This window comes from Stenotrophomonas sp. YJH_SMC_135, assembly GCF_059372355.1.
In genome coordinates this window covers 165801-185364 of the sequence record NZ_JCAFVN010000004.1, presented here as the reverse complement: position 1 = coordinate 185364, position 19564 = coordinate 165801, and the positions used below count along the sequence as shown (strand labels likewise).

At 67.9% G+C, this 19564-nt stretch carries 15 protein-coding genes; 8 read left to right on the top strand and 7 right to left on the bottom strand.

All coding sequences use genetic code 11. From position 1 onward, the window contains the following. Positions 1-50 precede the first annotated feature (50 nt). Together AC5P98_RS15585 and AC5P98_RS15580 are read right to left on the bottom strand one after the other, a co-directional pair. Complete coding sequence (locus tag AC5P98_RS15585; RefSeq protein ID WP_049405209.1) at positions 51-821, bottom strand: hypothetical protein; 771 nt, start codon at positions 819-821, stop codon at positions 51-53. A gap of 376 nt (positions 822-1197) precedes the next feature. Next, entirely contained in the window at positions 1198-1836 is a 639-nt protein-coding gene (locus AC5P98_RS15580; protein WP_014035550.1) for a response regulator, read from the bottom strand. A 75-nt stretch (positions 1837-1911) separates the two neighbouring features. Between AC5P98_RS15580 and AC5P98_RS15575 the strand changes: the two genes are divergently transcribed. Beyond that, complete coding sequence (locus AC5P98_RS15575) at positions 1912-5511, top strand: ATP-binding protein (RefSeq protein ID WP_099475995.1); 3600 nt, start codon at positions 1912-1914, stop codon at positions 5509-5511. Here AC5P98_RS15575 and AC5P98_RS15570 read toward each other — a convergent pair. Next, on the bottom strand, positions 5505-5906 hold the full coding sequence (locus tag AC5P98_RS15570) for a c-type cytochrome (protein ID WP_014645538.1): 402 nt from the start codon (positions 5904-5906) through the stop codon (positions 5505-5507). The genes AC5P98_RS15575 and AC5P98_RS15570 overlap by 7 nt on opposite strands. 65 nt (positions 5907-5971) lie before the next feature. Then, positions 5972-7648, bottom strand: coding sequence for an electron transfer flavoprotein-ubiquinone oxidoreductase (locus AC5P98_RS15565; RefSeq protein WP_049405204.1), 1677 nt, complete (start codon positions 7646-7648; stop codon positions 5972-5974). A 257-nt stretch (positions 7649-7905) separates the two neighbouring features. Here AC5P98_RS15565 and AC5P98_RS15560 point away from each other — a divergent pair, with 257 nt between their 5' ends. Then, positions 7906-9069 carry an acyl-CoA dehydrogenase family protein gene (locus AC5P98_RS15560; RefSeq protein ID WP_049405203.1) on the top strand — a complete coding sequence of 388 codons (1164 nt, stop codon included), beginning with the start codon at positions 7906-7908 and terminating at the stop codon, positions 9067-9069. A 202-nt stretch (positions 9070-9271) separates the two neighbouring features. Here AC5P98_RS15560 and AC5P98_RS15555 read toward each other — a convergent pair whose 3' ends face one another. Both AC5P98_RS15555 and AC5P98_RS15550 read right to left on the bottom strand, forming a co-directional pair. Further along, entirely contained in the window at positions 9272-9751 is a 480-nt protein-coding gene (locus AC5P98_RS15555) for a tRNA (cytidine(34)-2'-O)-methyltransferase (protein WP_049405201.1), read from the bottom strand. A 69-nt stretch (positions 9752-9820) separates the two neighbouring features. Continuing rightward, on the bottom strand, positions 9821-10297 hold the full coding sequence (locus AC5P98_RS15550) for an XAC0231 family protein (RefSeq protein WP_049405198.1): 477 nt from the start codon (positions 10295-10297) through the stop codon (positions 9821-9823). Positions 10298-10713: 416 nt separating this feature from the next. On the opposite strand from AC5P98_RS15550, the gene AC5P98_RS15545 reads away from it, so the two are divergent. The 4 genes from AC5P98_RS15545 to AC5P98_RS15530 all read left to right on the top strand — a co-directional run bounded on the left by AC5P98_RS15545 (position 10714) and on the right by AC5P98_RS15530 (position 16245). Further along, positions 10714-13563: a M16 family metallopeptidase gene (locus tag AC5P98_RS15545; RefSeq protein WP_049405196.1), complete on the top strand. Its 2850-nt coding sequence runs from the start codon at positions 10714-10716 to the stop codon at positions 13561-13563. Between the two features lie 213 nt (positions 13564-13776). Further along, positions 13777-14094 carry a DUF4156 domain-containing protein gene (locus tag AC5P98_RS15540; protein ID WP_005407628.1) on the top strand — a complete coding sequence of 106 codons (318 nt, stop codon included), beginning with the start codon at positions 13777-13779 and terminating at the stop codon, positions 14092-14094. Positions 14095-14197: 103 nt separating this feature from the next. After that, positions 14198-15214, top strand: a complete 1017-nt coding sequence (locus AC5P98_RS15535; protein WP_014035559.1) for a 3-oxoacyl-ACP synthase III — start codon at positions 14198-14200, stop codon at positions 15212-15214. Between the two features lie 140 nt (positions 15215-15354). Then, a complete protein-coding gene (locus tag AC5P98_RS15530; RefSeq protein ID WP_014645544.1) occupies positions 15355-16245 on the top strand; it encodes an alpha/beta fold hydrolase in 891 nt (296 codons plus the stop codon). Between the two features lie 111 nt (positions 16246-16356). Here AC5P98_RS15530 and AC5P98_RS15525 read toward each other — a convergent pair whose 3' ends face one another. Continuing rightward, a complete protein-coding gene (locus AC5P98_RS15525; protein WP_029380125.1) occupies positions 16357-16788 on the bottom strand; it encodes a YkgJ family cysteine cluster protein in 432 nt (143 codons plus the stop codon). A 104-nt stretch (positions 16789-16892) separates the two neighbouring features. Here AC5P98_RS15525 and oleC point away from each other — a divergent pair, with 104 nt between their 5' ends. Together oleC and oleD are read left to right on the top strand one after the other, a co-directional pair. Continuing rightward, a complete protein-coding gene (gene oleC / locus AC5P98_RS15520) occupies positions 16893-18551 on the top strand; it encodes an olefin beta-lactone synthetase (protein WP_041862955.1) in 1659 nt (552 codons plus the stop codon). Next, positions 18548-19540, top strand: a complete 993-nt coding sequence (gene oleD, locus AC5P98_RS15515) for a 2-alkyl-3-oxoalkanoate reductase (protein WP_014645546.1) — start codon at positions 18548-18550, stop codon at positions 19538-19540. Before oleC ends, oleD begins: the two co-directional genes overlap by 4 nt. Positions 19541-19564 lie beyond the last annotated feature (24 nt).

Sequence of the window (19564 nt, the reverse complement as noted above, 5' to 3'; positions counted from 1 at the left end):
GAGTCAAGAACATGTCGGTCAACAGGTAACCCGCCTGCGGCGGATGGAAATCAGGGCGCGATGTACTGCTGGGCCTTGCTGTCGAAGCGGTAGTGCACGGTGTCGCCGGCACCCAGCGCGCGGGTCTTGCCCGGGGCTTCGATGGTGGTGCCCTTGAAGGTCACGGTCAGCTGCGGCAGGCCGTTGCCATCGGCCACGAAGGCCAGTTCGCCATCGCTGTCGGTGCACGGCATCACGTTGCCGTCGTCGCAGGCCGCGCTGTTGTCTTCGCCGGTGCGCACCGAGCCGACATAGCGCCAGACCTTGCTGTCCAGGTCGTCCTCGCTGCGCTTGGGGTTGAACAGCAGCAGGGCGTAGCCGCTGCTGCTGATGCCGCGGTCGAAGCTGCTGGTCGGCACTGCCAGCAGCAGGCGGCCGTCGGCGGTGCGGTGTTCGATCGGCTTGCGCCGGGTATCGACGTCGTCGGCCTTGTCGTAGGCGCCGAGCGCACCGATGGTCCATTCCTGGCCGCGGAACTTCCACGGCTTCTTCGCGTCGCCGCTGGCCAGTACGAAGGTGGCCTCGGCCAGATTGGCGCGGTCGTCGGGGCCGGCCGGCTGCTGTTCGCCCGGCTTGCCGTAATGCTCGCGGGTATCCCAGGAAAAGCCGGTGTAGTAGGTGGTGCCGTCCAGGGTGAAGCGGTGGCCGAACCAGAAGGTCGCCACGCTGCCGTTCTGGACCTCATAGGACGTCGCACCGTCGCCATCCACCTGGTAGATGAAATACATCACGGTAGGCGCGTCGGGCGGGGTGACGGCGGCATCGGGAGAGGGGTTCTGCATCGGGGCAACATCCTGTCGGGGCGCTTTGGCAGCCTGCGCAGGCGCAGGCTGGGAGGACGAGGGGGCCGGATCGGCGGCGCTGCAGGCGGCAGCGGAAAGAGAGACGAGCAGGCATGCCGCGAATGCGCGCAGGGGCCGCAACAGCAGGGTCCAACGTAGCTCGGGGGGGGACTGCATGCGCCTCTCCATGGTCAGCGTTGCCGGGCCAGACGGCCGGCAGGAAGCCGCACCCCATCCACCACGGACGGGAGCGAGGACATGAGCCGGTCGATTCCTTCGACCTCGCATTGAGAACTCATGCCCGTCCATCTTGGCACAGATCCGCAGACCGTCAAAGAGGGGGTGCGGCAGCCGGGTCTGTGATGTGAAGTGCGTCTCAGATCTTGCCGTCACGCAGGTAGTCGAACAATTCGGCGTCGCCCTTCAACCCCAGCTTGAGCATGGCGTCGCCCTTCTGCCGGCTGATGGTGCTGACGCTCTTGTGCAGCTGCAGCGAAATCTCCTTCACCGTCATGCCGGTGCCGAGCAGCCGCAGCACCTCCACTTCGCGTGGTGACAACGGCTTGCCGTCGCCCTCGCGCATGCGCCAGCTGCCGGCCGCGTCCACCCGCTCGCGCAGGCTGCGGCTGATGTAGGGCTGGCCGCGGTACACCGACTGGATGGCCTGCGGCAGCTCGTCCATTGACGAACTCTTGTCGACCAGACCGAGCACGCCACTGTCGAGCACCATGCGCAGGATCGCCAGGTTGCTGGAGACGCTGAGCATCAGCACCGGCAGGTCCGGATGCCGGCGGCGGATCATGCCGATCATGGCGAAGCCATCGGCCTGCGGGCTGCCCGGCATGGAGTAGTCGGTGACCAGCAGGTCACAGGGCTGGTTGGCGAGCAGGGTCATCAGCGCCTGCGCGCTGTCGGCCTCGCCGACCACGCGGCCCACGCCGCTCGACTCGATGACGGCGCGGGTACCGATGCGGACCACCGGGTGATCGTCTGCGATGATGATGCGCAAGCTCATGCTCTAGTATGGCCATCGGGCACGCCGGACCGCGACCATCGCGGTCCCTGGCAGGATTCTAGGAGATCGACGCAGATGCGTAGGTGGGCTGTTCGCGGGCTGCTCCTGCTGCTGGCGGTGCTGGCCCTGCCCGTGGCCCAGGCACAGCCGGCCCCTGGGCTGCTGCCGCTCAGCCCGTTGCAGCGCGAATACCTGGTGGCGCATCCGACCATCGTTGTCGGGCAGTATGACAGCGGTTGGCCGCCGTTCGAGTCCCTCCGTGACGGCCAGCAGGTCGGTCTGGGACCGGACTACCTGTCGCATCTTGCACGCCAGCTCGGCATGAAGGTCGAGGCGCGCCGCTATCCGGACTGGACATCCGTGCTGGATGCGGCATGTCGTGGCGAGATCGACGTGGTGATGAATGTCGGCCTCAGTGCCGACCGCACCCGCTGCATGGTCTATACCGCGGCCTACAGCGAAGCGCCGCTGGCCCTGGTGGGCCGGCCGGACGACCTGCGTGCCTCCGACATGCCCGACCTGGAGGGTCTGCGGGTGGTGATCGAGCAGGATTTCCTGACCGGTCCGCAGGTGCGCGCCCGATTCCCGCGTGCCCGCCAGCTTGTCGTAAACGACACGTTGAGCGCATTGCAGATGGTCAGAGACGACAAGGCCGACGTCTACATCGGCAATGCCTTTGTCGCCACCGAGCTGATTGCCAGCCGGCGCCTGCAGGGCGTGGCGCTGTTGCGGCCCAGCGACCTGCCCCCTGAACGGCTGCACTTCGGCATTCCCAACAGCAAGCAACCCCTGGCTGAAGCCCTGGACCTGGCGCTGGCGGCCACCAGCCAGGCCCAGCGTGATGCCCTCGCACAACGATGGCTGCCACCGCCGCACTGGTCGGCATCGGCGCAGCTGGCGCTGAGCCAGGCCGAGAAGCGCGTGCTGGAGCAGCCGTTGAAGATCGGTTTCGCCCCGAATGCCGCGCCACTGTCGTTCACCGGCGAGGATGGCCGGCCCAGCGGGCTGGCCAGCGAATACCTGCAGCGCCTGATGCAGGCCGGTGCCAACCTGCAGGTCGAGGACAGCCACGACTGGTACGAGGTGCGCGAGAAGGCCCGCCGCGGTGAGCTGCAGGCGGTGATGGGCATTCCTGTCGATTCACGTTACCTGGGCCCGGACTGGGTGTTCAGCCAGCCCTTCATCAGCGTGCCGAACGTGATTGTGGTCAGGAGCGATGGCGAGTCGCTGCTGGGCCTGGCTGACCTGCAGGGCAAGCGCGTGCTGCTGTCCGACCCGGAGCGTGTGCGCGGCTACGTGCTGCAGCAGGCACCGCAGGCGCGGATCATCGCTGCACGCAGTGCCGAACAGTCGCTGCAGCGCCTGCTCGCTGGCGACGCCGATGCGTACATCGGCAACCTTGCCGTGGTCGATCACCTGCTGCGCAGCCGTTTCCCGGGGCGGCTGCAGGTGGCGGCACCGGCCGGCTTCAACGACCAGCTGGTGCTGGCCGTGGATCGTCGCCACGCGGCACTGGCTACCACCTTCGATCGCCTGCTGCTGCAGATGACCCCACGCAAGCGCGAGGCCCTGCGCAATGCCTGGCTGGGGGTGGAGTACCGCAACGGTGTCGACTGGAACAAGGTGCTGCGGTGGGGCGTGCCGGTGCTGCTGGTGCTGCTGACCGCGCTGCTGGTACATGGCGTCGGCCATTGGCGGCTGCGCCGCGAGGTGGCAGGACGTCGCCAGCTGGAGCAGCGTCTGGCCGAGGTGACCGACAACCTGCCTGCAGTGGTCTATCAGGCGCGTCGCGACGCCGATGGCGCGCTCAGCTTCCCGTTCATCGCCGGTGACCTGCCTGCGTTGTTCGGCATTACACGGCAGCAGGCCGAACAGGATGCGAGGGTGTTGCTGGAACGCATCGAGGAAGAGGACCGCGCGCACATCCTGCACTCCATCGAGCAGGCCGCGCGCCAGTTCGCCCCATTGATCCTGGAGTTCCGCCTGCGCAGCGATGGGGAGGGCGTGCGCTGGGTGCGCAGCCAGGCCCACCCCTATGCCGCCGAAGAGGGCGCGGTGATATGGAGCGGTTACTGGGTGGACGTGAGCGAAGCGCGGATGCAGGCCGATGCCCTGGCGGCGGCGAAGGCGGACGCCGAGCAGGCCGCCGAGGCCAAATCGCGCTTCCTGGCCACGATGAGCCATGAGATCCGCACGCCGATGAGTGGCGTGCTGGGGATGCTGGAGGTGCTGGCGCACTCACCGCTGGACAGCGAACAGCAGCGCATCCTCGGCGTTATCGAGGATTCGGCCCAGATGCTGCGGCAGATCCTCGATGACATCCTCGATTACTCGCGGCTGGAAGCAGGGGCGTTGCGCCTGGAACCGGTGCCACAACCGCTGCGGCCCCTGCTGGAGAGCGTGTGCCGCCTGCTGTCGGCCCAGGCCAGCGCGCGTGGCCTGGCGCTGCACGTGCAGATCGATCCCGAGCTGGCGCCGGCCCACGAAGTGGACGGCGTGCGGCTGCGCCAGATCGTGTTCAACCTGCTCAGCAATGCCATCAAGTTCACCGCACAGGGCGAGGTGCGCCTGCAGCTGGAGGTGCTGGGGCCGACCAGCGAAGACGGCGTGCAACCTCTGTGCCTGAGCGTTACCGACACCGGCATCGGCATCGCACCGGAACAACTGCAGCACCTGTTCGCGCCCTTTACGCAGGCCGGTGCCTACATCCAGCGTGACCACGGCGGCACTGGCCTGGGCTTGAGCATCTGCCAGCGACTGGTGCAGATGATGCAGGGCGAATTGACCCTGCACAGCACGCTGGGCGAAGGAACCCGCGCCGAAGTGCGGGTATCGCTGGTGGAGGCCGGCAGCGAGGACGCGGCGGCACTGCTGGCCGAGCAGGACCAGACCGCGCTGCTGCCCGCCGCGCTGCGTCAGGCACGGGTGCTGGTGATCGAGGACCACCCGACCAACCAGGCGATGATGGCGTGGCGGCTGCAGCAGCTGGGCGTGCCCCATGTGCTGCTGGGCGATGGCCAGCAGGCGCTGGATCGCCTGTCGTCGGAGAGCTTCGACCTGGTGATCACCGACTGCCGCATGCCGGTACTCGATGGATTTGGCTTCACCCGCCTGCTGCGCGAACGCGAGGGCCGTACCGGCCAGCCGCGGCTGACGGTGCTGGCGCTGACCGCCAGCGTGCTGGACGACGATGCGCGCCGCTGCCGCGAGGCCGGCATGGACGAGGTACTGGCCAAGCCGCTGTCGCTGGCCACGCTGCGTGCGGCGCTGCTGCGCTGGCTGCCGCAGGCCCAGGGCCAGTCGTTCGAGGTGCCGGTGCCGGAGGTTGCCGCCGACGACGGTGAAGCATTGCCTGATCTGGCCACCCTGCAGCAGCGCTTCGGCTCGCGCGTGGTGGCCGAGCAGCTGCGCGACAGCCTGTTGCAGGCCAGCGAGGGTGACCTGGCCGCCGTGCAGCGCGCCGTGCAGGCTGGCGACCGCCAGGCTGCGGCGCTGCACCTGCATCGCCAGGCCGGCGGGCTCGGGGCGATCGGGGCCACGGCACTGGCCCAGCAGGCCAATGCCCTGGTCGAGCGCCTGCAGGATGCGGCAGAGGCCGATACGGCGCCGTTGTTCGCCACCGTAACGACGTTCGTGGCGCGGCTGCAGCAACAGCTGCAGCGCCTGGCTCACTGAGCCGACTGCTGCTGCAGGTAGGCGATCACCAGGGCGCGGCGTTCTGCGCTGGGGAAGGCGTTGTACATGCGGGTGCCCGGCACCAGGTGCGTGGGTGACTGCAGGAAGGTATCCAGCGTCTGTGCGGTCCAGGTGATGTCGGCGCGGCGCATGCCGTCGGAATACCCATAGTCGGGCAGGCTGCCGGCGCGGCGGCCGATCACGCCGTGCAGGTTGGGTCCGAAGCGGTGGATGCCACCGGGCTGCACGGTGTGGCAGCCGGCACACAGTTCGAACGCGCGCTGCATGGCCTGCTGCCGGGCCTGTTCGGGCGTGGCCGGCACCGCGGGCGGGCGCTGGCAGGCCGTGGCAAGCAGGGCCACGGCAACGGCGGTGAGCAGGCGGCAGGCACGCATGGGTGGGCAGGATAGCGGTGCGGTGGAGCGGTCGGGCTGCGACACACGGTCGCAGCCCGGGGCGATCACATGCCCGAGTAGTTCGGGCCGCCGCCGCCCTGCGGGGTCACCCAGACGATGTTCTGGGTCGGATCCTTGATGTCGCAGGTCTTGCAGTGCACGCAGTTCTGCGCGTTGATCTGCAGGCGCGCATTGTCGGCTTCGCCAACGAACTCGTACACACCGGCCGGGCAATAGCGGGCTTCCGGGCCTGCGTACTCGGCCAGGTTCACCTTCACCGGAATGCTGGGGTCCTTCAGCGTCAGGTGGCTGGGCTGGTTCTCGTCGTGGTTGGTGCTGCTCAGGAACACCGAGCTGAGGCGGTCGAAGGTCAGCACCCCATCCGGCTTCGGGTAGGCGATGCGGGTGTGCTTGGCGGCCGGTTCCAGGCAGGCATGATCCGGCTGCGTCCGGTGCAGGGTCCACGGCGGGTTGCGCACGCCCAGCTTCGGCAGCAGCCACTGCTCGACGCCGGTCATCAGCGTGGCCACGGTCTGGCCCTTCTTGAACCACTGCTTGAAGTTCTTGGCCTGCTGCAGTTCGGTGAACAGCCAGCTGGCTTCGAACGCCTTCGGGTAGGAGCTCAGTTCATCGTGCTGGCGGTCGGCGGCCAGCGCGTCGAACGCGGCGTCGGCGCACAGCATGCCGGTCTTGATCGCGGCATGGCTGCCCTTGATGCGGCTGGCGTTGAGGTAGCCGGCCTCGCAGCCGACCAGTGCACCGCCCGGGAACACCGTCTTCGGTAGCGACAGCAGGCCACCGGCGGTGATCGCACGCGCGCCGTAACCGATGCGGGTACCGCCTTCCAGATGCTTGCGGATGGACGGATGGGTCTTGAAGCGCTGGAACTCTTCGAATGGGCTCAGCCACGGGTTCCTGTAGTCCAGGCCTACCACGTAGCCGATGGCGACCTTGCCGCCGTCGGCGTGGTACAGGAACGCGCCGCCGTAGGTGTCGCTGTCCAGCGGCCAGCCGGCGGCGTGAACCACCAGACCCGGCTCATGCCGGGACGGGTCGATCTGCCACAGCTCCTTGATGCCGATGCCGTAGGCCTGCGGGTCCTTGCCTTCGTCCAGCGTGTAACGCGCGATCAACTGGCGGCCGAGATGGCCGCGCGCGCCTTCGGCGAAGATCGTGTATTTCGCCTGCAGCGCCATGCCGCGCTCGAACGCCGGGCCGATGCTGCCATCCTTCTCGATACCCATGTCGCCGGTGGCCACGCCGATCACTTCACCGTTGTCGCCGTACAGCACCTCGGCTGCGGCGAAGCCGGGGAAGATCGCCACTTCCAGCGCCTCGGCCTGCTGCGCCAGCCAGCGGGTCACTTCGCCCAGGCTGATGATGTAGTTGCCTTCGTTGTGGAAGCACTCCGGCAGCAGCGCGTTGGGCGTGCTGCGCGCGCCGGTTTCGCTGAGGAACAGGAATTCGTCACGGGTGACCTTCTGCTTCAGCGGTGCGCCGCGCTCGGCCCAGTCCGGGAACAGCTCGGTCAGCGCGCGCGGATCCATCACCGCACCAGACAGCACGTGCGCGCCTGGTTCGGACCCCTTCTCCAGCACGCACACCGACAACTCGCGGCCGGCTTCGATCGCGCGCTGGCGCAGGCGGATCGCGGTGGCCAGGCCGGCGGGGCCGGCGCCGACGATCACCACGTCGAATTCCATTACTTCACGCGGGGGCAGGGCGTTGGCTTCAGCGCTCATCGATTGCATGACTCGTGGGTAGGGCCGGCATCGGGGCCACCGGCGGTGCCTGGGAATCGCGCGTGCAGCCACGAGCGAAACGGTTGTTTGAATGTGTCAGGGTACCGGGCCGCGCGTGATCGAGCTAGATCGCCGATGTTCACGTCACGATTGCTGCGGTGCAGCGTAAGGCTGCGGCCCGGGTGGGTGCCGACCCTGGTCGGCACGCTCTGCCCGGATGACCGACAATGGCCGGGTCCTGACTGCGCGTGAGTGCCATGGCTTTGCATCCGTACGATCTGTTCGATGTCCGTTCCCTGCTCAATGAGGAAGAGCGCGCGGTGCAGGAGAGCGTCGCCCGCTTCACCAACGAGCGCGTGCTGCCGATCATCGGCGATGCCTTCGACCAGGCCCGTTTCCCCTCTGAACTGGTGCCGGAGATCGCCTCGCTGGGCCTGCTGGGCGCCACCCTGCCGGCCGAATACGGCGGCGGTGATCTGGGTGCGGTCAGCTATGGCTTGATCTGCCAGGAGCTGGAGCGCGGCGATTCGGGCCTGCGCAGCTTCGTCTCGGTGCAGAGCTCGCTGTGCATGTACCCGATCTATGCCTACGGCAGCGAGGAACAGCGCCAGCAGTGGCTGCCGGCGATGGCGCGCGGCGAACTGATCGGCTGCTTTGGCCTGACCGAGGCGCACGGTGGGTCCGACCCGGCCAGCATGAAGACCCGCGCGGTGCGCGACGGCAGCGACTGGCGCATCAGCGGCAGCAAGATGTGGATCACCAGCGGCCCGGTGGCCGACCTGGCCATCGTCTGGGCGCAGACCGAGGACGGCATCCAGGGCTTCGTGCTGGAGAAGGGCATGGCCGGCTTCACCACGCAGGAGATCAAGCACAAGATGAGCCTGCGCGCGTCGCTGACCGGCGCGCTGTTCTTCGATGACGTGCGCGTGCCCGACAGCCATCGCCTGCCGAACGTGAAGGGCCTGAAGGGGCCGCTGGGCTGCCTGACCCAGGCCCGTTACGGCATCAGCTGGGGCCCGATCGGTGCCGCCGTTGCCTGCCTGGATGAAGCGCTGGGCTATTCCAAGGAGCGCGTGCTGTTCGGCCGCCCGCTGGCGGCCACCCAGAGCGCGCAGATCAAGCTGGCCGAAATGGCCCGCCGCATCACCACCGCGCAGCTGCTGGCGCTGCAGCTGGGCCGCCTGAAGGAAGCCGGGCAGCTGCAGCCGCAGCAGGTCAGCCTGGCCAAATGGAACAACTGCCGCATGGCGATCGACATCGCCCGCGAATGTCGCGATCTGCTGGGTGGGGCCGGCATCACCACCGAACACGTGGCGATCCGGCACGCACTGAACCTGGAATCGGTGATCACCTATGAAGGCACCGAGACCGTGCACCAGCTGGTGATCGGCCGCGAACTGACCGGCATCAACGCGTTCTGAAACCTGGTTCCGGTGGGTGCCAACCTTGGTTGGCACATCTTTCCAGAAGTTTCTGCAGCCGCCTTGATCTGTCTTTGGTAGGTGCCAACCTTGGTTGGCACACTCCTTCGGCACGCGACCGGGGAACAGTGCGGACCAAGGTCCGCACCCACCAGAAGCAGGTCACACCCATCAGCAGCGCTTCGCACCCACCTGAGGCGGTTTACGCGCCGCCGGCAAACCCATGCTGCCGCCACGCCTCGTACATCACCACGGCAACGGTGTTGGAAAGATTGAGGCTGCGGTTGTCCGGCTGCATCGGCAGGCGCAGGCGGCGGCCATCCGGCAGCGCATCGAGCACGTCCTGCGGCAGGCCACGGCTTTCCGGGCCGAACAGGAAGGCATCACCATCTTCGAACGCCACGCTGTCATAGCGCACGCTGGCACGCGTACTCAGGGCGAACAACCGCTTCGGTGCGATCCGCGCCAGCGCGGTGTCCAGGTCGGGGTGCACCTGCAGGCGCGAGTACTCGTGGTAGTCCAGGCCGGCGCGCTTGAGCTGCTTGTCTTCCAGTGCGAAGCCGAGCGGCTCGACCAGGTGCAGCTGCGCGCCGGTGTTGGCGCAGAGCCGGATCACATTGCCCGTGTTGGGCGGGATTTCCGGTTGGAACAGGATTACGTGGAACGGGGGCGCGGCATTCATCGGCGCAGTGTACCTGCGACGGCGGCCGCCTCTACGGCGCACGCCCTGCGCTGGGCAGGGCGGCACCGCTTACGGGCGCAGCAGGACCTGGGCGGTTTCGGTGGCCAGGGCCTGCAGGTCGGCAGCGCTCGGACGCACCTGCAGGGCCGGCAGGTTGACGATCACCTGGTTGGCGACGCTGGTGGCAGCGGCAGCCAGGGTGGCGGCGTAGCGCTGGGCTTCCAGTTCGGCGGCCAGGGCGACGCGCTGTTCCAGGCTCGGGCGCACTTCCACCGAGGCCAGGGTGGTGATCGGCATCGCGGCGGCGACCGGGGCGGCGACGTAGCCGCTGCGCTCGGCCAGCTGGTCGGCGCTCGGGCGCACTTCCACGGTGGCCAGGGTCGGGATGCCGCTGGCCTGTTCCCAGGCCTGCTGGGCCAGCTGGTCGGCGGCCGGGCGAACCTGCACGGTGGCCAGGGTCTTGATGGATTCGGAGGCCTGCACCGACGAAACAACCGCGGTGCCGGCGATCAGGGCGATGGCGATGGCAATGGTCTTGGCGTTCATGACGGGGCCTGTTTAGTGTTGGTGAGCAGTGGTGTGGTAGTAAGGTAGTACACCGATTCTGGGGATGCAAGGAGAATTTTCGATTCCCTGCATTTGTTCAGTCTTCAGTCAGCTTGCGTCTGAAGCCCTTCCTGGCGCAGGAAGTGCCAAGCAATCCCCGTGCCAACTTTTATTCATTGATTTACAAGGGTTTTTTATCAATCGAGAAGTGTCCGGTGGGCGGACACCTGTCCATTCGATGTGCCGCGGACACTGTCCGGACGCCTTCAGCCGGCACATGTGACGGTTCACGCCCCCCGGCTGGGGCCGGGCCGGAAGGCCTTCAGGGCAAACACCCCCAGTGACTGGCGACCGATTCCTGCCGTTGCCTGCGCAGGCTAGGATCGGGGTTCACCTATGTGACCAAGGATCCGGATATGTCTCTCGCCCTTCGCCCGCGCGCCGCATTGCTGGCCGTCGCCCTCAGCACCGCCCTGGGCACGCTTGCGCCCACCTCCGCGCTTGCCGCCAGGCCGACGGCACCGGCCAAGGTCGATATCCCGTACGAGCAGTTCACCCTGCCCAACGGCCTGCGCGTGATCGTGCATACCGATCGCAAGGCGCCGATCGTCGCGGTCAACGTCTGGTACCACGTGGGCAGCAAGGATGAGCCGGCCGGCCGCACCGGCTTCGCGCACCTGTTCGAGCACCTGATGTTCCAGGGCAGCGAGAACCACGACGGCGAATTCTTCGAACCGTTCAAGCAGGTCGGTGCCACCGGCCAGAACGGCACCACCAACACCGATCGCACCAACTACTTCGAGAACGTGCCGACCACCGCGCTGGACATGGCACTGTGGATGGAGTCGGACCGCATGGGCCATCTGGTCGGTGCGATCGACCAGGCTGCGCTGGACGAGCAGCGCGGCGTGGTGCAGAACGAGAAGCGCCAGGGCGAGAACCAGCCCTACGGCCAGGCCTGGGACCAGATCAACAAGGCGCTGTATCCGGTTGGCCACCCGTACCACCACGGCGTGATCGGCTCGATGAACGATCTCAACGCGGCCTCGCTGGATGACGTGAAGACCTGGTTCCGCACCTGGTATGGCCCGAACAACGCGGTGCTGGTGCTGGCCGGCGACATCGATCTGGCCACCGCCAAGGAGAAGGTCGCCAGGTACTTCGGCAGCATCCCCGCTGGCCCGACCATGGCGCAGCCGGCGGTGAACGTGGCCAAGCGCAGTGCCGATACCCGCGAGACGATGACCGACAAGGTGCCGCAGGCGCGCATCTACCGCGCCTGGAACGTGCCGCAGGTCGGCACCGCCGACATCGACCAGTTGCAGCTGTTCTCCGAAGTGCTGGGCGGCGCCAAGTCCTCACGCCTGAGCCAGCGCCTGCAGCACCAGGACAAGCTGGTGGACAGCATCGGCTCGGGCCTGTCGACCTCGCAGCTGGGCTCCAACTTCGTGATCGTGGCGACCGTGAAGCAGGGCCAGGACCCGGCCAAAGTCGAGAAGATCATCGACGAGGAACTGGACCGCCTGATCAAGCAGGGCCCGACCGCGGCCGAGCTGGAGCGCGCCAAGACCGGCGCCCGTGCCGGCTTCATCCGTGGCATCGAGCGCATCGGTGGCTTCGGCGGCAAGGCCGATGCGCTGGCCGAGTGCGCGGTGTTCACCGGCGACCCGGGTTGCTTCCGCACCTCGCTGGCCAACATCGAGAAGGCCAGTGCCGCCGATCTGAGCCGCCTGGGCGCACAGTGGCTGGACAAGGGCAGCCACACCCTGGTGATCGCACCGGGTGAGCGCGTGGCGCTGAAGGAAGAACCGAGCCAGACGCCGAAGCCGTTCACCGTGCCGGCGGTGGACCCGAAGTACAGCACCCTGCCGGAACAGGTGGACCGCAAGGCCGGCGTGCCGCAGACCCGCGAGTTCCCGCAGCTGAAGTTCCCGGCACTGCAGCGCGCCACGCTGAAGAACGGCACCCAGGTGATCCTGGCCGAACGCCACGAGATTCCGGTGGTGCAGTTCAGCTACCAGTTCCCGGGCGGCTTCAGCGCCGACCAGGGTCGCAAGCCCGGCACCGCCAACTTCACCATGAGCCTGATGACCGAAGGCGCCGGCAAGCTCGGTTCGCTGGCCTTCGCCGACGCCGCCGACGCACTGGGCGCCAGCCTGGATGCCTCGGCCGGCCTGGACTCGATGAGCGTGGACCTGTCGGCGCTGAAGGAAAACCTGGCACCGTCGCTGGCGTTGTATCGCGACCTGCTGCGCGAACCGCGTTTCGAGCAGGGCGAGATCGACCGGGTCAAGGCGACCTGGATCGCCGGCATCCAGCAGGAGAAGGTGAACCCGGGTGCAGTGGCCATGCGCGTGCTGCCGCCGCTGCTGTACGGCAAGGGCCACCCGTACGCCATCCCGTTCACCGGCAGCGGCGACGAGGCGGCGATCAACGGCCTCACCCGCGAAGATCTGGTTGATTTCCACCACGACTGGCTGCGCCCGCAGAATGGCACCCTGATCGTGGTCGGTGACACCACCCTGGCCGAGATCGTGCCGCTGCTGGACAAGCAGCTGGGTGACTGGAAGGCGACCGGCGAGGCGCCGCAGGTGAAGGCGGCCACCGATGTCGCGCTGCCGAAGGGCCCGCGCGTGTTCCTGATCGACCAGCCGGGTGCGGTGCAGGCCAACCTGTTCGCCGGCCAGGTGGTGGCGCCGTCCAGCGCCGCCAGTTCGACCCGCTTCGACATTGCCAACGGCGTGATCGGCGGCGACTTCACCTCGCGCCTGAACATGAACCTGCGCGAGGACAAGCACTGGTCGTACGGCGCGCGCAGCAGCGCGACCAGTTCGGTGGGCCAGCGCCCGTGGATGGCCAGTGCGCCGGTGCAGATCGACAAGACCGGCCCGGCACTGGCGGAAATGCGCAAGGAGATCGCCGCATTCGCCGACGGCAGCAAGCCGGCCACCGCTGCCGAAGTCAACCGCATCCGCAACATCCAGACCCTCAGCCTGCCCGGTGCCTACGAGACCGCCAGTGCCGTGGCCGCGACCATCGGTTCGATCGTGCAGTTCAAGCGCCCGGACGACTATGTGCTGCGTCGCAAGGCCGAGATCGAAGCGATGACCCCGGCGCAGGTGCAGCAGGCCGCTGCCGAGATCAAGCCGCAGGCCCTGACCTGGGTGGTGGTGGGCGATCTCAAGCAGACCGAAGCGGCCGTGCGCGCGCTGAACCTGGGCGAGGTGACGGTGATCGACGCCGAGGGCAACCCGGTCAAGAAATAAGGCACGACCCGGCCCGCCCTGTGGCGGGCCGGCTCCCCCGGTAGTGCCGGCCGCTGGCCGGCAAACCCTTAAGGGGTCGGAGCCCCCTGCGGGGGATCCGACCCCTCCGCCGACCTGGGGTCGGATCCCCGCAGGGGCTCTGACCCCGGCCCCGGCTACCCCCGATTCAGGCTGTTCAGGCAGAATCGCCCCATACCCTTCCAGGATCTGCCCATGCGCGTTCTGCTGCTTTCCTCCCTGCTGCTCACCGTCACTGCCTGTACCTGGGTGCCGATCGAACCGGCCGGCAAGGCGACCCGCGTGTTGCCGGCAGGTCCGGTTCCGGCCGGCTGCATCGCCAAGGGCGAGGTGGTGGTCACCGTGAAGAGCAAGGTCGGCTTCTACAACCGCAACCCGCTGCGCGTGCAGGAAGAGCTGGAAACCCTGGCCCGCAACGAGGCCCCGAGTGCCGGCGCCAACGCCGTACAGGCCGCCGCCGCGCCCGCCGATGGCAGCCAGCGGTTCGCCGCGTTCCAGTGCCCGCCGCGCTGAACGCTTCACCATACGGCCAAGCCTGAATTCGTAAAGATGCGGTGAAGGCCCCGGGGGTTATAGAATAGCGCCCCCTTTTGCCTGAGCCTTGGCGCTAACCTCGATGCTCTTCAAGAATGTCTCGATCGCCGGCCTGGCACACGTTGATGCGCCGCATACGCTGACGACCAAGGAAATCAACGAGCGGCTGCAGCCGACGTTGGATCGCCTCGGTATCCGCACCGACGTGCTCGGCGATATCGCCGGCATCCATGCCCGCCGCCTGTGGGACAACGGCGTGCTGGCGTCCGATGCCGCCACCATGGCCGGCCGCAAGGCGCTGGAAGACGCAGGCATCGATGCGACGCAGGTCGGCCTGCTGGTCAACACCTCGGTCAGCCGCGACTACCTGGAGCCGTCCACCGCCTCGATCGTGTCGGGCAACCTCGGCGTCAGCGACGAGTGCATGACCTTCGACGTCGCCAATGCCTGCCTGGCCTTCATCAACGGCATGGATATCGCGGCGCGCATGATCGAGCGTGGCGACATCGACTACGCGCTGGTGGTGGATGGCGAGACCGCCAACCTGGTGTACGAGAAGACCCTGGAGCGCATGACCGCCCCGGACGTCACCGCCGACGACTTCCGCAACGAGCTGGCCGCCCTGACCACCGGTTCGGGCGCCGCCGCGATGGTGATGGCGCGCTCGGAACTGGTGCCGGATGCACCCCGCTACAAGGGTGGCGTGACCCGTTCGGCCACCGAGTGGAACCAGCTGTGCCTGGGCAATCTGGACCGCATGGTCACCGATACCCGCCTGCTGCTGATCGAAGGCATCAAGCTGGCCCAGAAGACCTTCACCGCCGCGAAGATCGCCTTGGGCTGGGCCGTGGAAGAGCTGGACCAGTTCGTGATCCACCAGGTCAGCCAGCCGCACACCGCTGCGTTCATCAAGAACTTCGGCATCGACCCGAAGAAGGTCATGACCATCTTCGGCGAGCACGGCAACATCGGCCCGGCCTCGGTGCCGATCGTGCTGAGCAAGCTCAAGCAGCTGGGCAAGCTGAAGAAGGGCGATCGCATTGCACTTCTGGGCATTGGTTCCGGCCTGAACTGCTCGATGGCCGAAGTGGTCTGGTAAGCAGCCCGCTGCCCGACCTCCTGTAGAGCCGAGCCATGCTCGGCTCACGCGCGCAGCGCGGCTCTTCCGCAGCGGACCGGAGAGCAGCCGAGCAACGGTTCGGCTCCACATTGCGCCGCGACTCTCCCTAGGTGCTCCGCATGCGCGATCTTCCCGGTTACCCCGCCCACCCGCAGCGCTTCGAGGTTCGCCCCGGCCTGTCGATGAACTATCTCGACGAAGGCCCGCGCGATGGCGAAGTGGTGGTGATGGTGCATGGCAACCCGTCGTGGAGCTATTACTGGCGCACGCTGGTGGCCGGCCTGTCGGACACATACCGCTGCATCGTGCCGGACCACATCGGCATGGGCCTGTCGGACAAGCCCGATGACAGCCGCTACGAGTACACGCTGCAGTCGCGCGTTGACGACCTCGATGCGCTGCTCAAGCATCTGGGCATCACCGGCCCGGTGACCCTGGCGGTGCACGACTGGGGCGGCATGATCGGTTTCGGCTGGGCGCTGTCGCACCACGACCAGGTCAAGCGCCTGGTGGTGCTCAATACCGCCGCGTTCCCGATGCCGGCGGCGAAGACGATGCCGTGGCAGATCGCGCTGGGCCGCCACTGGAAGATCGGCGAGTGGATCATCCGCAGCTTCAATGCGTTCTCGTCCGGTGCCTCGTGGCTGGGCGTGGAGCGGAAGATGCCGGCCGACGTGCGCCGCGCCTACGTGTCGCCGTACAACAGCTGGGCCAACCGGATCAGCACCATCCGTTTCATGCAGGACATCCCGCTGTCGCCGGCCGACAAGGCCTGGTCGCTGCTGGAGCGGGCCGGCAAGGCGCTGCCGTCGTTCGCCGACCGACCGGCCTTCCTCGGCTGGGGCCTGCGCGACTTCGTGTTCGACCACCACTTCCTGAAGGGCTTCCAGGCCGCGTTGCCGCAGGCCCAGGTGCATGCCTTCGAGGACGCCGGGCACTACGTGCTGGAAGACAAGCACGAAGTGCTGGTGCCGGAGATCCGCGCTTTTCTGGACAAGAACCCGATCTGATCGGTGTGCCGACCAACGGTCGGCACCCACCCCTTCCTCTTCCGGTGGGTGCCGACCGTTGGTCGGCACACTCGAAGGGTTCATGAGGTTGCCGGCCAGCGGCCGGCACTACTACGCCGCGACCGGTGCCTGCGGCGGTGAGGACGGGCTGTTGCCGTTGTCGTCCGGGTGATCGTCGTCATTGTCGGCGTCATCGCGCCAGCGCCAGTCGGCCAGCGTCAGCGGGTCCAGGCCGTAGGCGATGCGTGCCTTGTCGCACTGCGGGCTGGCCTTGCCGTACTCCCACGATGCATCCACCTCACGGCACACGCTGGGCCGGTTGGGGTGGATGGTGCAGCGTGAGTACACGCCGATCTGCGCGTCCAGCGCCACGCAGCGCACCGGCTTGGAGTGGGTGCCGCGCATGCACAGGCGGTGCGGGTCCAGCACCTCGGTCAGCTGGTGCGGCACGCCGCCGGGGGTGACCTCGTCCGATTCCATCCAGTGGAAGGCCACGCGGTATTGGGTGCAGCAGGCGCCGCAGGTCATGCAGGGATGTTGCATGGGCAAGCCGCCTCGGGCGGCAGTCGGAATCAGGAACGAGGGTGCGGATTTTCCACGAAGTGGGCCGCCGCGCAAGAAATTCCGTAAGCGGCGACAATGAACGGATGAACCGACCCTGCAACATTGCCGCGCGCCTGCCTGAACTGGCGCGTGAACGCCCTGACCAGATCGCCATCCGCTGCCCGGGCCGCCGGGGCGCCGGCAACGGCATGGCCGCCTACGATGTCACCCTGGATTACCGCCAGTTGGACGCCCGCAGTGATGCCATGGCCGCCGGCCTGGCCGGCTATGGGATCGGCCGTGGAGTGCGCACGGTGGTGATGGTGCGGCCGTCGCCGGAGTTCTTCCTGCTGATGTTCGCGTTGTTCAAGCTGGGCGCGGTGCCGGTGCTGGTCGATCCGGGCATCGACAAGCGCGCGCTGAAACAGTGCCTGGACGAGGCGCAGCCGCAGGCCTTCATCGGCATTCCGTTGGCGCACGTGGCGCGGCTGGCGCTGCGCTGGGCGCCGTCGGCGACCCGCCTGGTCACCGTTGGCCGCCGCCTCGGCTGGGGCGGTACCAGCCTGGCTGCGCTGGAGCGCGCCGGCGCCAAGGGCGGGGCGATGCTGGCCGATACCGATGGCGAGGACATGGCGGCGATCCTGTTCACCAGCGGCTCCACCGGTGTGCCCAAGGGCGTGGTCTACCGCCACCGCCACTTCGTGGGCCAGATCCAGCTGCTGGGCAGCGCGTTCGGCATGGAAGCGGGCGGCGTGGACCTGCCGACCTTCCCGCCCTTTGCCTTGTTCGACCCGGCGCTGGGCCTGACCTCGGTGATCCCGGACATGGACCCGACCCGGCCGGCGCAGGCCGATCCGGCACGCCTGCACGATGCCATCCAGCGCTTCGGCGTGACCCAGCTGTTCGGCTCGCCGGCATTGATGCGGGTGCTGGCCCGGCATGGCCGGCCGTTGCCGACGGTGACCCGGGTGACCTCGGCCGGTGCGCCGGTGCCGCCGGACGTGGTCGCCACCATCCGCAGCCTGCTGCCCGCCGATGCGCAGTTCTGGACCCCGTACGGCGCCACCGAGTGCCTGCCGGTGGCGGTGGTCGAGGGGCGTGAGCTGGAGCGTACCCGCGCGGCCACCGAGGCCGGCGCCGGCACCTGCGTGGGCAGCGTGGTGGCCCCCAACGAGGTGCGCATCATCGCCATCGACGACGCCCCGCTGGCCGACTGGTCGCAGGCGCGCGTGCTGGCGGTTGGCGAAGTGGGAGAAATCACGGTGGCTGGCCCGACCGCCACCGACAGCTACTTCAACCGCCCGCAGGCCACGGCCGCCGCGAAGATCCGCGAGACGCTGGCCGATGGCAGCACCCGCATCGTCCATCGCATGGGTGACGTGGGCTACTTCGATGCGCAGGGCCGGCTGTGGTTCTGCGGGCGCAAGACCCATCGCGTGGAAACCGCACAAGGGCCGCTGTACACCGAACAGGTCGAGCCGGTGTTCAATACCGTGCCCGGCGTGGCACGCACGGCACTGGTCGGCGTTGGCCCGGCGGGTGCGCAGGTACCGGTGCTGTGCGTGGAACTGCAGCGTGGCCAGAGCGACAGCCCGGCGTTGCAGGAAGCGCTGCGTGCGCATGCCGCAGCGCGCACGCCTGAGGCCGGCCTGCAGCACTTCCTGATGCATCCCGCGTTCCCCGTCGATATCCGTCACAACGCCAAGATCGGCCGCGAGAAGCTCGCCGTCTGGGCCAGCGCCGAACTGGAGAAGCGCGCATGAAGATCCTGGTCACCGGTGGTGGTGGTTTCCTTGGCCAGGCGCTGTGCCGCGGGCTGGTCGAACGTGGCCACCAGGTGCTGGCGTTCAACCGCAGCCACTACCCGGAACTGCAGGCCATGGGCGTGGGCCAGATCCGCGGCGATCTGGCCGATGCGCAGGCAGTGCTGCACGCGGTGGCCGGCGTCGATGCGGTGTTCCACAACGGCGCCAAGGCCGGCGCCTGGGGCAGCTATGACAGCTACCACCAGGCCAACGTGGTCGGCACCGACAATGTCATTGCGGCATGCCGCGCGCACGGCATCAACCGGCTGGTCTACACCTCAACGCCCAGCGTGACCCACCGCGCCACGCATCCGGTGGAAGGCCTGGGGGCTGACGAGGTGCCGTACGGCGAGGACTTCCAGGCACCGTATGCGGCGACCAAGGCGATCGCCGAACAGCGCGTGCTGGCCGCCAACGATGTATCGCTGGCGACGGTGGCACTGCGCCCGCGCCTGATCTGGGGCCCGGGTGACCAGCAGCTGGTGCCACGCCTGGCCGAGCGTGCACGTCAGGGTCGCCTGCGCTTGGTCGGCGACGGCAACAACAAGGTCGATACCACCTACATCGACAACGCCGCGCTCGCGCATTTCCTCGCTTTCGAGGCATTGGCGCCGGGTGCCGCGTGTGCGGGCAAGGCCTACTTCATTTCCAACGGCGAACCGCTGCCCATGCGCGAGCTGGTCAACCGGCTGCTGGCCGCTGTTGGCGCGCCGACGGTGGACAAGGCGATCAGTTTCAAGACCGCCTATCGCATCGGCGCGGTCTGCGAACGGCTGTGGCCGCTGCTGCGCCTGCGTGGCGAGCCGCCGCTCACCCGCTTCCTGGCCGAGCAGCTGTGCACGCCGCACTGGTACAGCATGGAGCCGGCCCGCCGCGATTTCGGCTATGTGCCGCAGGTCAGCATCGAAGAAGGGCTGCGCAGGCTGAAGGCTTCATCTGCTGCATAGATCGCCGTCACTGGTTGCACACCG

Bases quoted from the DNA above. Each gene is read 5' to 3' on its own strand.
- AC5P98_RS15565 (WP_049405204.1), bottom strand. From the start codon at position 7,648: ATGAGCGCTGAAGCCAACGCCCTGCCCCCGCGTGAAGTAATGGAATTC.
- AC5P98_RS15580 (WP_014035550.1), bottom strand. From the start codon at position 1,836: ATGAGCTTGCGCATCATCATCGCAGACGATCACCCGGTGGTCCGCATC.
- AC5P98_RS15555 (WP_049405201.1), bottom strand. From the start codon at position 9,751: ATGAATGCCGCGCCCCCGTTCCACGTAATCCTGTTCCAACCGGAAATC.
- AC5P98_RS15585 (WP_049405209.1), bottom strand. From the start codon at position 821: ATGCAGAACCCCTCTCCCGATGCCGCCGTCACCCCGCCCGACGCGCCT.
- AC5P98_RS15560 (WP_049405203.1), top strand. From the start codon at position 7,906: ATGGCTTTGCATCCGTACGATCTGTTCGATGTCCGTTCCCTGCTCAAT.
- AC5P98_RS15550 (WP_049405198.1), bottom strand. From the start codon at position 10,297: ATGAACGCCAAGACCATTGCCATCGCCATCGCCCTGATCGCCGGCACC.
- AC5P98_RS15570 (WP_014645538.1), bottom strand. From the start codon at position 5,906: ATGCGTGCCTGCCGCCTGCTCACCGCCGTTGCCGTGGCCCTGCTTGCC.
- AC5P98_RS15525 (WP_029380125.1), bottom strand. From the start codon at position 16,788: ATGCAACATCCCTGCATGACCTGCGGCGCCTGCTGCACCCAATACCGC.
- AC5P98_RS15530 (WP_014645544.1), top strand. From the start codon at position 15,355: ATGCGCGATCTTCCCGGTTACCCCGCCCACCCGCAGCGCTTCGAGGTT.
- AC5P98_RS15575 (WP_099475995.1), top strand. From the start codon at position 1,912: ATGCGTAGGTGGGCTGTTCGCGGGCTGCTCCTGCTGCTGGCGGTGCTG.
- oleC (WP_041862955.1), top strand. From the start codon at position 16,893: ATGAACCGACCCTGCAACATTGCCGCGCGCCTGCCTGAACTGGCGCGT.
- AC5P98_RS15540 (WP_005407628.1), top strand. From the start codon at position 13,777: ATGCGCGTTCTGCTGCTTTCCTCCCTGCTGCTCACCGTCACTGCCTGT.
- AC5P98_RS15535 (WP_014035559.1), top strand. From the start codon at position 14,198: ATGCTCTTCAAGAATGTCTCGATCGCCGGCCTGGCACACGTTGATGCG.
- oleD (WP_014645546.1), top strand. From the start codon at position 18,548: ATGAAGATCCTGGTCACCGGTGGTGGTGGTTTCCTTGGCCAGGCGCTG.
- AC5P98_RS15545 (WP_049405196.1), top strand. From the start codon at position 10,714: ATGTCTCTCGCCCTTCGCCCGCGCGCCGCATTGCTGGCCGTCGCCCTC.